Origin of the sequence: Liquorilactobacillus sucicola DSM 21376 = JCM 15457, assembly GCF_000612445.1 — a bacterium.
Lineage (GTDB): Bacteria > Bacillota > Bacilli > Lactobacillales > Lactobacillaceae > Liquorilactobacillus > Liquorilactobacillus sucicola.
In genome coordinates this window covers 265,068-281,481 of the sequence record NZ_BALC01000002.1, presented here as the reverse complement: position 1 = coordinate 281,481, position 16,414 = coordinate 265,068, and the positions used below count along the sequence as shown (strand labels likewise).

11 protein-coding genes, 1 other RNA gene, 1 pseudogene and 1 other annotated feature are annotated in these 16,414 nt (G+C 40.2%); of the genes and pseudogenes, 6 read left to right on the top strand and 7 right to left on the bottom strand.

Translation table 11 applies throughout. The features are described from left to right. Positions 1-11: 11 nt before the first annotated feature. The 5 genes and pseudogenes from JCM15457_RS04575 to ezrA all read right to left on the bottom strand — a co-directional run bounded on the left by JCM15457_RS04575 (position 12) and on the right by ezrA (position 8,877). Positions 12-1,318, bottom strand: a pseudogene (locus tag JCM15457_RS04575) (bifunctional folylpolyglutamate synthase/dihydrofolate synthase). A 204-nt stretch (positions 1,319-1,522) separates the two neighbouring features. Then, a complete protein-coding gene (locus JCM15457_RS04570; RefSeq protein ID WP_034988098.1) occupies positions 1,523-4,183 on the bottom strand; it encodes a valine--tRNA ligase in 2,661 nt (886 codons plus the stop codon). 52 nt (positions 4,184-4,235) lie between these two features. Continuing rightward, positions 4,236-4,446: a binding site (T-box leader), on the bottom strand. Between the two features lie 41 nt (positions 4,447-4,487). Then, positions 4,488-5,705 (bottom strand): tRNA uracil 4-sulfurtransferase ThiI, encoded by a 1,218-nt coding sequence (gene thiI, locus JCM15457_RS04565; protein ID WP_034988096.1) that lies wholly within the window; start codon positions 5,703-5,705, stop codon positions 4,488-4,490. 23 nt (positions 5,706-5,728) lie between these two features. Then, positions 5,729-6,877, bottom strand: a complete 1,149-nt coding sequence (locus tag JCM15457_RS04560) for a cysteine desulfurase family protein (protein WP_034988093.1) — start codon at positions 6,875-6,877, stop codon at positions 5,729-5,731. A 293-nt stretch (positions 6,878-7,170) separates the two neighbouring features. Further along, a complete protein-coding gene (gene ezrA / locus JCM15457_RS04555) occupies positions 7,171-8,877 on the bottom strand; it encodes a septation ring formation regulator EzrA (protein ID WP_034988090.1) in 1,707 nt (568 codons plus the stop codon). Between the two features lie 165 nt (positions 8,878-9,042). Between ezrA and JCM15457_RS04550 the strand changes: the two genes are divergently transcribed. Together JCM15457_RS04550 and rpsD are read left to right on the top strand one after the other, a co-directional pair. Beyond that, a complete protein-coding gene (locus tag JCM15457_RS04550; RefSeq protein WP_034988089.1) occupies positions 9,043-9,498 on the top strand; it encodes a free L-methionine (R)-S-oxide reductase MsrC in 456 nt (151 codons plus the stop codon). Between the two features lie 217 nt (positions 9,499-9,715). After that, entirely contained in the window at positions 9,716-10,324 is a 609-nt protein-coding gene (rpsD, locus tag JCM15457_RS04545) for a 30S ribosomal protein S4 (RefSeq protein WP_034988085.1), read from the top strand. Positions 10,325-10,605: 281 nt separating this feature from the next. Here the strand turns inward: rpsD and JCM15457_RS04540 are convergent, their stop codons facing one another. Further along, positions 10,606-12,717, bottom strand: coding sequence for a hypothetical protein (locus JCM15457_RS04540; RefSeq protein WP_034988082.1), 2,112 nt, complete (start codon positions 12,715-12,717; stop codon positions 10,606-10,608). A gap of 146 nt (positions 12,718-12,863) precedes the next feature. Here JCM15457_RS04540 and JCM15457_RS04535 point away from each other — a divergent pair, with 146 nt between their 5' ends. The 4 genes from JCM15457_RS04535 to JCM15457_RS04525 all read left to right on the top strand — a co-directional run bounded on the left by JCM15457_RS04535 (position 12,864) and on the right by JCM15457_RS04525 (position 15,478). Continuing rightward, complete coding sequence (locus JCM15457_RS04535; protein WP_034988335.1) at positions 12,864-14,162, top strand: replication-associated recombination protein A; 1,299 nt, start codon at positions 12,864-12,866, stop codon at positions 14,160-14,162. A 35-nt stretch (positions 14,163-14,197) separates the two neighbouring features. Further along, a non-coding RNA gene (gene ssrS, locus JCM15457_RS11900) (6S RNA) lies at positions 14,198-14,388 on the top strand. 227 nt (positions 14,389-14,615) lie between these two features. Next, on the top strand, positions 14,616-14,900 hold the full coding sequence (locus JCM15457_RS04530) for a hypothetical protein (protein ID WP_051993285.1): 285 nt from the start codon (positions 14,616-14,618) through the stop codon (positions 14,898-14,900). Between the two features lie 83 nt (positions 14,901-14,983). Next, on the top strand, positions 14,984-15,478 hold the full coding sequence (locus JCM15457_RS04525) for a universal stress protein (RefSeq protein ID WP_034988080.1): 495 nt from the start codon (positions 14,984-14,986) through the stop codon (positions 15,476-15,478). A 170-nt stretch (positions 15,479-15,648) separates the two neighbouring features. On the opposite strand, the gene JCM15457_RS04520 is transcribed toward JCM15457_RS04525, so the two are convergent. After that, on the bottom strand, positions 15,649-16,206 hold the full coding sequence (locus JCM15457_RS04520) for a DNA-3-methyladenine glycosylase I (RefSeq protein ID WP_034988078.1): 558 nt from the start codon (positions 16,204-16,206) through the stop codon (positions 15,649-15,651). Positions 16,207-16,414: the final 208 nt, after the last annotated feature.

The window sequence follows — 16,414 nt, the reverse complement described above, 5'->3', positions numbered from 1 at the left end:
CGCTCACTTATTTACGTCGTAAAATATCCACGAACTTCTGAAATGAAGTAAAGCGACCCTGTAATTAACAACACATCTGTTGCTGACATCTGTTGCAAAATCTTGACAAGTGCCTGCTGCCAGTGTTCCTCATACTCAAGCTGCTTGATATTTTCAACAAGCGGAGCAACCTGAGCAATCTTGCGTGGAGCCTTAAAGGTAGTTGCAACAATCTTGACGTTGGGAACAGCAGCTAGAGTTTTGAGCATTTCCAACGGCTGCTTATCAGCTAAAACTGAAATTATCACAAAGATACTCTGACCTTCAAAATGAGTCAAGAGTGTTTGTTTTACCTCTTCCATTGCTGCTTCATTATGTGCTCCATCAAGAATGATCATTGGCTCCTGGTTAATTAGTTCAAATCTTCCAGGCCAATTTGTATGTGCCAACGCATTATAGATTTCAGCATTTTGAACCGTCCATCCTAACTTTTTAGCCACTAACAGGGAAGCCGTAAGAGCAACCGCAGCATTATCAATCTGATAACGCCCTAATAAGGACTCGTGTAATTTAGGCAAACGCCTGTCTAACCCTGTATACTCAAAGTCCTCACCCCAATGACGGGTTGCCTTACTTGGAGAAGTTTGATACCCTTCCCCCGGCGCATACAGCTGTGCATTCTTCATACAAGCAGTTTCTTCAATAACTTTTTTTGCCTCTGCACTCAACCTTCCAATTACAACCGGACGCCCCTCTTTGATGATTCCTGCCTTATGAGCAGCTATTTCCGGCAGAGTCTTGCCAGAAGATTGGCATGATCTAAGGCAACCGTGGTTATTACTGAAACTAATGGCATTATAACATTGGTTGAGTCATACGTTCCACCGATACCAACCTCTATCACGGCCATATCGACCTTTTTTTCAGCGAAGTAAACAAACATGATTGCAGTGACCAACTCGAATTCTGTCGGTCCGCCTTCTTGATCTGCCAATTCTTCATCTAACTGTTCAACAGTCGGTTTGATTTTATTTGCCACTCTAACAAGTTCATCATCTGTTATCATCTGACCACTGATTGAAATTCTCTCATTAAATCTAACTATAAAAGGTGACGTGTAGGTTCCCACACTCAGGCCTTGCGACATGAACAGATTTCGCAAAAAAGCAGTAGCTGAGCCCTTGCCATTTGTTCCTGTTACATGTACTGCTTTAAATTTTTTTTCGGGATGGCCCAAATAAGCTACGAATTTACGCATCCTGTCTAAAGACGGACTTTTTTTAAATTTAGTTCTCCCGTGGATAAAGGCGAGCGCTTCCTCATAATTTTTGATGCCCATTTTCTTACCCTACCTCTCATTTTGTGGCAACTTCTTGCACACCTAAGCAAAACAAACGAGGTCAGGACAAATATGATTTGACCCAGCCCCGTTATTAAAAAATTAATATTTGCGTCTTTTCCAAACATCCCAATACCATACCGCTTACAAATCCCACAGCACTTTAAGCTACAAGATTTTTCAGTATCTAGCACCATATGTTGTTTAAAGCTCTTCTTCTAACTTCTTTATTCTTTCCTTTGTAGCCGTTAGCTTTTCTTTGTAGCCGCTCAACTTTTCCCGTTCTTGTTCGACTATCTCCGTTGGTGCATTAGTCACAAAACGCTCGTTGCCCAACTTGTTTTCTCCGCGTTTAACTTCAGCCGCTAATTTTTTTACATCCTTTTGAAGACGGTTGATCTCTTCATTAAGATCCACTAAATCAGCTAATGGCAAGTAAACTTCTGCTCCAGTAATAACAGATGTCACTGCTAACGCGGGTGCTTCTACAGTTGCAGCAATTTCTAATTTTTTAGGATGGCAGAAACGTTCAATATATTCTTTGTTGGTCTCAAAAATATTCTTTGTTCGTTGATCCTTTGTCTTAATTAAAATATCAACTGCACTTGAAAGTGGTGCATTGACTTCAGCACGGCTATTACGAACAGACTTGATCAATTCAATCAAATTATCCATCTCATCTTCAGCCTTTTGATCGGCATGGTCGTTGTCAGTAGTCGGATAGCTTGCTGTTACTAACGAAGAGCCATCATGCGGCATTGACAACCAGATTTTTTCGGTAACAAACGGCATAATTGGATGCAGTAGCCGCAAGGTTTGATCTAGCACAAAGCATAAAATGTTTTGTGTGTTTTTCTTTGCCGTTTGATCTGTGCCGTTCAAGTCTTCCTTAGACATTTCAATATACCAGTCACAAAAATCATTCCAGATAAAATTATACAAAGCCCGTCCGGCTTCACCAAATTCAAAACTATCAAACAGACGAGTAACTTCTGCGATTGTGTGATTCAAACGGCTAATAATCCATTTGTCGGACAATTTCCAAGCTGCTTTTTCAGGCAGTTCTGCGTGTGTCCCCTCATCCAGATTCATGATGACAAAGCGGCTGGCATTCCAAATTTTGTTAATAAAATTCCATGCTGCGTCCATTCTAGTGTAGCTGAAACGAACATCTTGACCTGGGGCAGAACCATTTGAAAGGAACCAACGCAGTGCATCTGCACCATATTTGTCGATCACATCCATTGGATCAATTCCGTTACCAAGCGATTTACTCATCTTGCGTCCCTGTTCATCACGGATCAAACCATGAATCAAGACATGTTCGAACGGACGTCGCTCCGTAAACTCAACACTTTGAAAAATCATGCGTGATACCCAGAAGAAGATGATATCATAACCGGTTACTAGTGTGTCTGTCGGGAAGTATCGCTTAAAGTCGGCTGCATTCTCGTCAGGCCAACCCATCGTCGAAAATGGCCATAAGGCACTTGAGAACCATGTATCCAGCACATCTGGATCTTGTTCCCAGTTTTCAATATCTTTTGGTGCTTCCTCACCAACGTATACTTCGCCGGTTTTTTTATGATACCAAGCAGGGATCTGGTGCCCCCACCACAATTGACGTGAAATAACCCAGTCGTGAATGTTGTTCATCCATTGTTCAAATGTATTCTCAAATCGTTCTGGAACAAATTTGACTGGATCATCCGTTTTTTGATTAGCCAAAGCTGCTTCAGCCAGTGGTTCCATCTTAACGAACCATTGCGTTGATAGACGTGCCTCCACTTGAACCCCAGTTCGTTCCGAATGTCCAACACTATGAACAATTGGCTCGACTCTCAACATATATCCTTGATCTTCAAGATCCTTAACGATTTCCTTACGTGCTTCAAAACGATCTAGTCCCTCGTATTTCCCAGCATTCGCATTCATAGTAGCGTCTTCGTTCATCGTATTGATGCGTTTCAGATCGTGGCGATTACCAACACCAAAGTCATTAGGATCATGCGCTGGAGTAATCTTAACCATCCCAGTCCCAAATTCGGGGTCAACATATTCATCAGCTATAATCGGTATATGGCGTCCCTGCAACGGCAGAACAAGTGTTTTACCAACAAGATCTTTATAACGCTTGTCACTCGGATGAACAGCGACAGCAACGTCACCCATCATTGTTTCAGGACGTGTTGTTGCAATCTCAATATATTTTTTCCCCGCAAAAGTCGTATCATCAGCAAAAGGATATTTAACATGATAAAAAGCGCCCTTAACATCCTTATGAATAACCTCAATATCAGAAAGTGCTGTTCGTGCTTTGGGATCCCAGTTAATAATATACTCTCCACGGTAAATAAGGCCCTTTTGATAAAGCTTGACAAACACCTTGCGAACAGCCTTCGACAAACCATCATCAAGAGTAAAGCGTTCACGATCATAATCAAGAGATAACCCTAACTTAGCCCACTGCTTGTGGATAATGTCAGCATACTCATCTTTCCATTTCCATACTGTATCAATAAACTTCTCGCGCCCCAAATCATACCGAGAAACACCTTGTTCAGCAAGACGTGCTTCAACTTTCGCCTGTGTTGCAATCCCCGCATGATCCATTCCTGGAAGCCACAAAGTATCAAAACCTTGCATCCTTTTCTGCCGAATAATCATGTCTTGCAATGTTGTATCCCACGCATGACCTAAATGTAGTTTCCCAGTAACATTTGGCGGTGGGATAACGATTGAATACGGCTTGGCTTTTTTATCTCCACTCGGTTTAAACAAATTCTGATCCAGCCAAGCCTGGTAACGACCTGGTTCAACTTGTTTTGGATCATATTTAGTTGACATTGAAATTTCTTTCGCCATTAAAATCATCCTCTCATAAATAATTAACCAACAAAAAACGCCCTAGTAATAAAACTAGGACGACATTGCCGTGGTACCACCTAAATTGGGTCTTCAACCCCACTTAATTCCATGTTAACGAACAGGTTCCGGTCGACCTTACTGGAATTTTCAGGTCAACAGCTCACAAGCTACCACCCAAACTTAGCCTGCGAGATATCTCAACTTTCTATCTCTTCTCTGTCAGGCCCAATCGTTCAGATGCTCTTGTTCATCGCTTATAGGGCTTATAATAGCGTTGTTCAAACAGCTAGTCAAGATAAAATCATAGTAATTCAGCAAATTCTTCTGCTTGCTGATTTAAGAATGTTTCCCCACCCTTGATCTCCGAAACTTTTATTCCAGCCATGGCATGCTCGATCAAGCTGTCGATGTCCAAGCGTGCTTCATAATCACGTGCTCTATCAAGACGCGGCTTCGTCTTAGGAGATGGTGGTGCAAAAATTGTACAGCAATCTTCAAACGGCTTGATCGATAGGTCAAAAGTATCAATCTGCTGTGCAATCTTAATAATTTCGTTCTTATCCATCGAAACTACAGGACGTAAGACAGGCATTGGAGTAACATCATTGATTGCCAGCATGCTTTCCAATGTTTGCGAAGCAACTTGACCCAGGGACTCACCGTTAAAGATCGCAAGCCCATTTCTTTTTTGAGCTAGCAAAGCTGCAATCCGCAACATAAACCGTCGCTGAACCGTCATTAAGTAACCCGAAGGTACATCATGTTTAACTGTTTCTTGAATCTCCGTAAATGGAACTTCGATAAACTTGATGTGTCCTGCATAAGGTGCCAGTTTTGCCGTAAGTTCTTTAGCCTTATTCAGAGCTTGTTCACTTGTATATGGTGGACTGAAAAAATGCACCATTTCAATTTCAACACCACGTTTCATTGCGAGATATGCCGCAACTGGAGAATCAATTCCGCCAGAAAGCATCATCATGCCCTTACCGGCGGTCCCCACTGGCATTCCTCCTGCACCATCAATTGTTTGGCTAGATAAAAAGATACCATTTTTGCGCACCTCAACCCTTAAACGCAGATCAGGTTCTTTCATTTTGACCTTAATTTTTGGAATATTTTTTAGAATGTATCCTCCTAAAAAATCATTAATTTGGTTAGTATCGTATTCGAAATCATGATCCGAACGACGTGTATTTATTTTAAAAGTCATCCCATCAAAAAATTGTTCCTTGACCATCTTTAAAGCTGTTTCTTTGACAGCCTCCATATCGCGTTCGACCTTTATTGACGGTGAAAAATTTTGAATTCCAAAAACTCTTTTTAAGCTGTCCATGACAGCCTGACTATCCTCACCATGAAGCTGAATATGCATCCGATCACGGTGGGCTTTAACTACTAGCTCAGGAAACTGATGCAGGTTTTTACGTACATTGTATGCCAAGCGGTCAATGAAATTCCGCCGATTTTTGCCCTTTGTTGAAAGCTCGCCGTAGCGAACCATTATTTCTGAATATTCCACGTTCTTTTTCCTCTCAAACAAAATTATGAATTAATCTTTTCAAAACGACTATACAATTCATCAAATACTTTTACAAACTCTTCTGCCTCAGCGAGCGTATTATTTTCATCCAGACTGACCCTGATCGCAGATGTCGCGATCTTCTCAGGAATAGCCATTGAACTTAGTGTACCTGAGATTTCATGTTTTTTCGATGAACAGGCACTCGTTGTTGAGATATAAATTCCCTGATCCTCAAACGCATGAACAATTGTTTCTCCTCTAACACCGTTGATCGTAAAACAAAGAATATGAGGAGCAAACTGAGCATTCATCTCTGAAAACAGCGTCACTTTAGGGAACTTGCTAATATGGTCATAAATGAATTGCTTGATTTTGCGCTGTTGCTGGACTTTTTCACTTTCAGACTCCAGCAATAAACGCAGTGCTTTGGCCATTGCAGCAATTGCAGGTAGGTTTTCAGTACCACTACGCAAGTTCTTTTCTTGGCCGCCTCCACTCATTAGAGGAGCAAGCTTCCGACCATGTCTTTTGAACATAAAACCGATACCGCGCGGAGCATGAAACTTATGCCCTGAAAATGTCACAAAATCAACTCGTTTATTCATAATTAACGGCTGAATTCCCTTGCCGATTCCTTGGACAGCATCCACATGAAAATGAATTTTCGGATAATCTTGTAAGACATCCGCGATCTCGTCTAGCGGTTGAATTGCACCGATCTCGTTGTTAACTGCCATAATCGAAACTAAAATCGTATCCGGTCGAATCGCCTTTTTCAAATCAGCAGCAGAAACATGCCCATGTTTGTCAACAGGTAAGTACGTAACCTCAAAACCAAGTTTTTCTAGTTGAGCCATCGCATTCAGGACCGCAGGGTGTTCAATGCTTGAAGTAATCAAGTGCTTGCCATAGCCCATCTTTTCAATGGCTGTACCCTTAAGTACCCAATTATCACCTTCAGTTCCGCCACTTGTAAAAAAGATTTCTTCAGGTCTGACACCCAACAGACCTGCGATCTGCTTGCGTGCTTGTTCAAGCAGACTATATGCCTTTTCACCTAATGCATGCAGCGAAGAAGGATTTCCCCAAATCTTTTGACTTACTTCTGTATATGTCTCCAGTGCCTCTGGAGCAATCTTCGTAGTTGCGCTATTGTCTAAATATATCATTACCAATCCCTCTTTAAAATACTTATATTCAACTATCATTTTTTATGCATACGAGCTTCATTTTACAACATCAAAAGCAAAAAACAAACTTATAATTTCTGTCCAGCAAAGTAGTTTAGTAAAAAAATTAACTCAATTTTAATTCTAGCATACTTAACAAAAGAATGAGGCCAAAGCAATTATTGACCTATGCTTTAGCTTCATCTTCATGTAGTTAATTTCCAATGTAAATAGCGCTTGGCGCTCGTACTACTCTTATTCTATTAAATCAAGTTAAGAGAACTTGCAGTAGCCTAGTCTTTGGCTGGATTGGTTGCATAGTACTCATCCTCGATTCGTTTATACGCCCCCGGCTCGACCTTATCCACCGCCGTTGCAATCTTCTCCAAACTAGCTGCGTAGTCAAACTTATGATTGAACAATTCATATGCTTCAGCACTGGCATGCGCAACCTCAGGATAGCGGACACGATAACGATTAGCATATTGTAACAAAAGTTCAGCAAGTGATGAACTGGCAATAATATCATTCGTCTTCTCACCTAGCACATCCATATCTGCCTGCAAATTGATCATTGCCTTTGTTATTTCATCCATATTGATCTGAATTCTATTAATGTCCTGATCAAGTTTTTCAATCTCATCACTAACCCTGTAAAAATAATCCAAGTACTCTTTATTTAAACCTGGCAAATTTAATTTTTCTACTTCTCGTTTTAAGCGATGAATCTCAGAGTCAAACTCTAGTAGAGCTTCCTTTGCTTCCTGCTCTTCACGCCACAGATCCTGAACACCATCGCTGATAGTTGCCTGTTTTTCCTCAATATCCTTTAGGTCAGCAGCTTGTTTTTTCTGCTGTTTCAGAATTTCTGAATACACAGCCGCGCCCTTTTCGACACTTTCCTGGTATTGTTTAAACTGGCCAGCAATAACTTTAAGGCGTTTCTCCAACTTGTGTCCATTCTCCAATTCATCATGATTAAAAGTATAGTTTTGATTAAGTCTGTCTAGCTCAATCAGTAAGTCGCGCTGTTGCTTTTCAGCATGCTCAATGAACTTTTTCAAACCTGGCGCATTCTCTTCAACGACCTCTCGGGCACTCAGTTCTTGCTCTAATTCATCATAAAGATCGTTTATTCCTGTATCAAGCTGTTTATCAATTTTAGCTGTTTCAACTAAATCAAGCTTTTTTAAATTAATAACATTTTGACCTAACAATGCACGGAGCTCCAATACATTCTTATTGATGTCAGTCTTAAACGCATACTTCTGCTCTGTTAATTGCTTGTAACCAGCACTGATCTCATCCAATTGTTCGGGGAAAATGTTCTTCAAGTTTCTGTATAACGGTGGAATCTGTTTCAAATCTTTTTCTAAAGCTTCTGTCTTCTTTTCAAGACTACCTAGCAGCTCATTGGCTCTGACATAGTCTCCCTGATTAGCTACATCAGCATAATGATCAAAATCCGTTTCGATCTGAGCCAAGTTTTCTTCCAACTTATCAACACTCGGCCCGTACGAAAAATTCTTGGCTAGCAGTGTCTTGCGGAGCTCCTGATATTTTTCTTCCAATTCTTTTAATTTTTTCTGATGTTCTTGATTATCTTTTTTTACATCACTGATTTCAAGTTTTGTTTTTTCTTCCAATTTTGCAGCATCCTGCATTTTTAGCTCAATGTTTTTGAGTTCGGAGCCGACTTGAAAGAAATGATAATGCATATTTGCTTCAGCAATCTCATCTAAATGCTCAGAAATTTCTGGCAACTGGTGATTAACTAAATAGAGATAGCCTTGTTTCGTTTCCTCAAACATTGACAGACTTGCACCTGCTAACTTTATCTGCTCAGCATTTGCAATTCCTGCATGCAATGGTGAATTCACAAGTTCACTTATCTGCTGTTGAATATGCTCTATCCTTTTGCTGTTTCTGCGTTGTATGTAAAAAAAAGAGAAATATGCTATTATTGCAACTATAACGATTATGCTCAAAACTAGTGTCATACGATCCCACACTCCTAATTATCACCATTGATTCTCTCTAGTTGTTAGTGTCTCGATTTTGTATCCGACCATTTGTATAGTAACTCATTTTTGATTATAGCATAGACATCTCATTGTTACACATGATAATACAACAATAATCACAATAATCGGAGGTTTTTAACAGTGGCAAAATCATTGTTGAGTCAACAGCTTGATGCTTTGCTGACGGCTGAAAATAACCTGATCGCCAATCTTTCTAATGCTTCAGCTTTATTATTTGAATCCTTGCACGATATTAACTGGGCTGGTTTCTACCTTTATGATGAATCAAAAAAAGAATTAGTTCTTGGTCCGTTCCAAGGAAAGGTCGCTTGCATGCACATCGAGATTGGCAAGGGTGTCTGCGGAATGGCCTTCTCCTCACAAAAGGTACAACGAGTTAGAAATGTACATGATTTTCCCGGCCACATTGCTTGTGATGCAGCAAGTATGTCCGAACTTGTTATTCCATTGACAAAGGGTGAGCGCAAACTAGGTGTGCTTGATATTGACTCACCAAGTGTTGCACGCTTTACAAGGGAAGATGAGCTGGTCATTCAAGAATTTGCAGAGGTTTTGCTTAAGCACTTTCCAATATAAATTTCCTGTGCTTGACTAATCATAGCAATTCAGTTATACTTGTTTTTGTGTAAAATAATGCAGCAGTATGCGGTAAGCTCGTCAACATTTCGTTGCCTCTATTGGTCAGTTAGTACCTCTTCGGCTGCAAGAGTGAACATTGCAAAACGAAATGCACGAATACAAAGTATACATCGGATTATTTTACTCCAAAAATAAATTATTGGAGGATCTTTTTATGTCTCGTTATACAGGTTCAAGTTGGAAAGTTTCCCGTCGTCTTGGTATATCACTCAGCGGTACAGGTAAGGAATTAGCTCGCCGTCCATATGCACCAGGTGAACATGGGCAAAACAACCGCCGCAAATTATCTGAATATGGTTTGCAATTGCGCGAAAAGCAAAAGTTACGTATGATTTATGGCCTTTCTGAACGTCAATTCTCTAACTTATTCCAAAAAGCTGGTAAAATTCGTGAAGGTCGTCATGGCGACAATTTCATGGTCTTGTTGGAACGTCGCTTAGATAATGTTGTTTACCGTTTAGGTTTGGCTACAACTCGTCGTCAAGCTCGTCAATTGGTAAACCATGGTCACATCACTGTTGATGGAAAACGTGTTGACATTCCTTCATACGAAGTCAAAGTTGGACAAGTTATTTCATTACGTGAAAAATCAAAAAATCTTCAAATCGTCAAGGATGCTTTGGAAGCTATTGTTGGTCGTCCACAATTTGTTTCATTTGACGAAGACAAGTTGGAAGGTTCATTAGTTCGTTTACCAGAACGTGAAGAACTTGAAGGCGAAGTTGATGAAGCTCTTATCGTTGAATACTACAACAAGCTGTAATTAAACAGTTTTTGTTTAGAAGTCAGAGTCCTTCGGACCTGGCTTTTTTGTTTTACTTTAGTATCACCGCACTTACTCTAAGAATGCAAAGGGAGGCTGGGTCAAAAGTTACTTTGACCCAGCCCCTTCTGCTATTCTGTATAAACGTGTGCCACAAGTCATTTTTTTATTAAGCACCAAACACTTATAGCCACTATTCTACAACTCCACCCTGCTCTGGATTCGCGTTCTCGTACTGAGATCAGCCTCATCTTCTTCAGTGTTTTAGCTGCAGCTATTTTTCATTTAAGACTGACAGCATTTTTTACAATACTTTCAGCTATAGCTTGTGTCTCTTTCAACAGCGTATGTTGATGTTTTGATAATTGTGGAAACGCATGTGCATTTAAGAAAACAAACTGTCCCTTTTCCGCATCGGAAGCGAGCGGTTGATAAATGTTCGAAATAAGAACATCAAGACTACCTGAACTCATCTTCAACAAACCAGCAAGCTCTTCTAGTCTTTGTAAATATGATACATCTGTTTCTGCCCGCACCTCAAGATAGTCAGCACCTGTTTTCGTGCTTGCATCATAACGGAGATACAGTTGGACTCCTCGTGGTAAAACATCTGTAAGTGTGCGTCCTTGTTCTGCTAAACTTTTTTTCTGTATTTCACCAAAATCGAAACATCGTCCTAACTTTTTTCGCTCATTTTCTTTGTTTTGGATCAATTGCTTGATTGTTGAACGACCATTTCCAACAATATTTTGTGGAATGCGTTCGACTAAACTGACAACTTTCCCACCTACAAGCAAGGCAGTGTATGGTGCACCGGTCACCACTTGTTCGACCAGACAAGGAGCAGCTAAAGTAAGATATTGTTTAACCGTCTGTGCAAACAGCTTTTGAGTTGGCGGTACTCTAAAAACATGAGTCCCAGAGGTGCGGTTGTTTTTTATCGCTATGGCAGCTCCTTTGACCTCTTGGTAAACTTTAGCTATCTCACTTTTTTGGGACACATTCCATTGAGTGGGAACCGTGTATCCAGCAGCTGCAGCTATTTTTTTGCTTAATTGTCGATTACTCCAGACTTTTTGCATGACTGCACTGCTATCTTCGGTCTGGATACCACACTCAAGCATAGTATTACCGACTTTGATCAGTTTATCTTGTGAAGAAACAACCGAATAAGATACTCCGAGCTTAAAAGCCGCGCATAAAACCAAACGACTGTTATCATCAAGTATTCTCAATTCGGAATGATCAAGTAAACTTTCATTACTAGTTCCATTACGCACAGCCAACTGCTGCGCACTTGTAGTCATTGGTCTTCCAGCATGCCCTCTGAGCAGCTTGGCACTTGGAGTTTCAGTTGGCGCCTTGGATAATGCGATCGCTTTGTCCAAGGATTGTTCTAATTCACCTAGACCGACAGCTTGTACAAAACGTTGCAGCTTATTTAACGTTTTTTGTGCCTGTAATTGGCACTCAGTAGCTGAAAATGGATTTTCATGTGCAATTTGCTGATTTAACTGTCTATTTTTTTGCAAAGTCGCTGCCATCTCTTCGTTCCTGATTCCTGGCGTCGCAATGAAAAACGCTGCTAATGCTTCAAGTAAATCTAAGATTTCCGGCCTGATCCCAGTAATCGCAAAGGGATCTAAATCAAGATGCGGTATCTCTAGGTAATGGATCCCTTTTTGTAGCATTTCGACTTCGTTCTCAAACGAAGAAGCGACTGTTACCCCATCCGTTTTTCTTGTCTGCCTGTACTGACTGTTTTGCAAATAACTCTGCAGGGAACGATAATCTACCTGATCTGCTGCTTTTAAAACCGGGATCGAACAGCATTCGCTTTGCGAACGAACTGGACTTGCATTTGCACCTTCGCCAAAAGGAGTTGCCCCTGTTAAGTATGTCAGCAGCCAGCGATAGTTTGCAAATTGCTGCAGTATTTTCATATAAACTTGATTGCGAAACCCAATGTAATCGATCTTAAGCTGTTCAAACTTGCTTTTATAGAGTTCAAGCAGCAACTCTTCAGGCAATTGCAGCCGCACTTTCACACCACCTAAAACTTTTTCCGTTCCGCTTTCAACAACGCTCATAGGCCACAAAATATTGTTAGCCCCCAAATTTTCTTGAAGCAGATATTGATCTAACAACATTCTTTTCTGCAGACTTTCTTTGCTGTACCAGCCGTCATTTTGCAGACTGATTATGTTCTCAGCAATCTTGTACTTGCAACATTTGCTTAATTGGATATCTTTAATTTTCTTAGTGTCCACTGCTCTTCCAGAAACTGTGGGGGCAACTCTCCATGTCCTCTTTACCTGCCATTTAACTGCATTAAAAGCTGCACTAAAATTATTTTTGACAATTTGTTTGCCGATTTCATCAAGTTCTAGCATATATTTATTCACCTTTTCATTATTATTCCTTGTCAGCAATTATAACAAATCTGGCAAAAACGTACAGATAGATTCAATGCTTGCACGTCATAATCTGATTTAGATAATGTTATAATAAGTGCATTAATAAAGGAGAAGAAATTATGATACAACCGTTAGCCTTTCGTATGCGTCCGCAAACCATTGATGAAGTTGTCGGACAACAGCACCTCGTCGGTCCAGGAAAGATAATTCGCAGGATGGTTGATGCCCGTCTGTTATCGTCCATGATTCTCTACGGCCCGCCAGGAACTGGAAAAACCAGCATTGCAAGTGCAATTGCCGGTTCCACAAAATATGCCTTCCGCACATTAAATGCTGCTACAGATTCTAAGAAGGAACTAGAAGTTGTGGCCGAAGAAGCCAAAATGAGCGGGACTGTTATCCTTTTGCTGGATGAAATTCACCGTCTAACCAAGCCCAAACAGGATTTCCTCTTACCTCATCTTGAAAATGGCCGTATTATTCTGATTGGTGCAACGACTGAGAATCCATATATTGCGATCAATCCGGCTATTAGAAGCCGCACACAAATCTTTGAAGTTAAGCCTTTAAGTGAGCAGGATATTGCGCATGCCGTTAAAAGAGCTTTAATAGACAAACAGCACGGGCTGGGAAAAATGCCACTCAAATTGACCTCAGAAGCGCTAACTCATCTTTGCCGTGCAACAAGCGGCGACTTGCGCAGTGCACTCAATGGACTTGAACTTGCTGCCAAGTCCACTGTTCCCAATGAAAAAGGTACAATTATCATTGATCTGCAAGTTATTGAAGAATGTATTCAACGTAAGTCATTGATTCAGGATAAGGACGGTGATGCGCACTATGATGTCATCTCGGCTTTTCAGAAATCAATTCGTGGTTCTGATGCTGATGCTGCTCTGCATTATATGGGACGCCTCATTGAATCTGGGGATCTGATAAGCATCAACCGTCGTTTGTTGACAATAGCGTATGAAGACATAGGCCTTGCCAATCCGCGTGTTGCCGCCCAAACAGTACAGGCTGTCATAGCTGCTGAAAAAATTGGCTTGCCGGAAGCACGTATTCCATTGGCTGTCGCAGTTATTGATCTGTGCCTTTCTCCTAAGTCTAATTCAGCTATAACGGCCATCGATGCAGCTCTCAGCGATATTCGCAGTGGTAATTACGGTGAAGTCCCACCCCATCTTAAAGATGCACATTATGCTGGAGCAAGCAAGCTTGGTAGAGGGATAGACTACAAATACCCGCACGATTACCCACATGATTGGACAAAACAGCAGTATCTGCCGACTAAACTAGTTGACAAATATTACTATCAGCCTAAAACAAATGGTCGTTACGAGAAAGCTTTGAAGGAACAATATATGCGCTTAAAAAAGGCGCAACAGGTAAAAAAATCCTATAGGGACAATAATTCTTAAAATTGCTAAACACCTACCTCTATGCTAGAATAAAGTTGAATCTGAGGTGTACGCGTTGTCTCATAACGTAAGGTTGACCGAACACCTATAATTACGGCTTTTGGGATAATCAGCGGCTAACATGCCTAGGCATTGCTTGGGAAGTTAAAAACTGATTGAACGAAAACCACCTGCTTGAGAGCGGGTTCAACTACAGAGACGATTAACGGCATCAAGCGGATTTTCAAAGTATCCTTACTTTGTTGAGGTTAGACCAAGAGTTATATTTTGGTCCAGCCTCTTTATTTTAAGCCTATACTTTGTGAACTAATTATCTACTTTTGCTGCTAACGCTTTTTTCTTAAATTTAGCAATCAACGCTCAGGCCTCTGACTCCATCTGGCTACAGCCTTTTTTAAATTGTCTGAGTCTTTAGTCCAATATGCAGTACAAATCATTAAAGGAGTTTTACATATGAACATTGTCAATATTCTAACTCTGTTTCTAACAGGAATCATTTTTTTCTTGGGTTACTATCTCTATACGCATCATCATAAAACCTTTTTAATGTTTCATCCAGAAAACAATCATGCTTTGTCTGTGATCGTAAGAATATATGGCATATTACTTCTTGTTGCGGCACTAGCTACTTTTCTAACAGGTTTCTTTTTTGCCACTTGGATTCTCGCAGTAGTTTTAATCATTGATGTTATAGTGATTGCAACACTCCCAATCATGTTATTGATTTTTCTCCAATAATGCTATTATGTAATTGTTTTCACTTTTTTTTTAGTCTAAAATAACGTAGAATGGAAGTGTGGTAAATAGAAAGGGTGATTTCAATGTTACAACAATACAAAAACATTCTTGTGCCTGTCGATGGATCGAAAGAAGCAGAACTTGCTTTCAAAAAAGCTGTTCAAGTTGCTAAACGTAACGGTCCACAAACTAAGTTGCATTTAGTTCATGTCGTGGACACACGAGCTTTTCAAAATATTTCCAGTTTTGACACGGCAATGGTTGAGCAAATTACCGATACTGCACGTAAAACAATTGAAGGTTATGTCGCAGAGGCTAAAAAAGCTGGTTTAGAAAACACCGACTATTCAATTGAATACGGCGCACCAAAAGTAATTATTGCAAAAGAAATTCCTGAAGAAGAAAATACTGATTTGATTATGATCGGTGCAACCGGTTTAAATGCGGTCGAACGTTTACTGATTGGTTCAGTGACTGAATATGTAACGCGTACAGCTGCGTGTGATGTTTTGGTTGTTAGAACTGACTTGGAAAATAACCCTGTTCTTCAAAAAGATAAAGAGCGCAAAAACAAATAACAATTAGGCAAGTTCATCATTAGTATATTTCGTAGGGCCGAGGCAAAAAAATTGTCTCGACCCTACTTTGTTTAAGATATGATTTACGAATTAATGCGTTTCAGCATTCAATCTCATTAGTTTAAGTGTGAACTATCACAACTTCTCATTATGAGTATCCTCGTCTTCTGTTACTTTTTAAATGAGCAATAAGACAGATGGTCATCGATAACTCCAATTGCCTGCAAAAAGGAATATACGATGGTCGGTCCCACAAATTTAAACCCCTTTTTTTGCAACCTGACAGCGACTTCTTGTGAAAAAGGTGTTTTAGATGGAACCTGTTCAGCGTGCTTCCAATTATTCACGATTACTTTGTTATCTGCCAGCTGCCAAACAAACTCAGCTAGTCCTGTCCCTTCAGCTTTTAGTTTACTAGCTGCTTGAGCATTATTGATTATGGCGAGTATCTTGCGTTGATTTCGAATAATAGCTTCATCATGTCTAAGTTCCTCGACTTTTGTCGAATCATATACTGCCACTTTCTCGATTTCAAAACCATCAAAGGCCTCTCTGAAGGCTTGCCTTTTCTTCAAGACTAGGTCCCAATTTAAGCCTGCCTGCATAATTTCAAGACTCAGCATTTCAAAAACAGCACGCTCGTCTTCGTTTTTTTCTCCCCACTCATTATCATGATAATCACACAAGAGTTCACTTCCTGTTGTTGCCCAATCACACCTCTGTATCATTTTAGAGCCTCCCAAGAGCCTTTATTTTCTTCATTATCTTATTAATACGCTAAATACTTACATTTTCAAGCAAAAACTTACTGGTCGCCTGACTAGAAATAGTAAAAAGTAAGTTTGAATACTAGCTTGAAACTACAAATATAATTAGTCTTCTGCTACAAACAATACAAACCTAACCGAAAATTTTTTAACTTATAACATACATAAA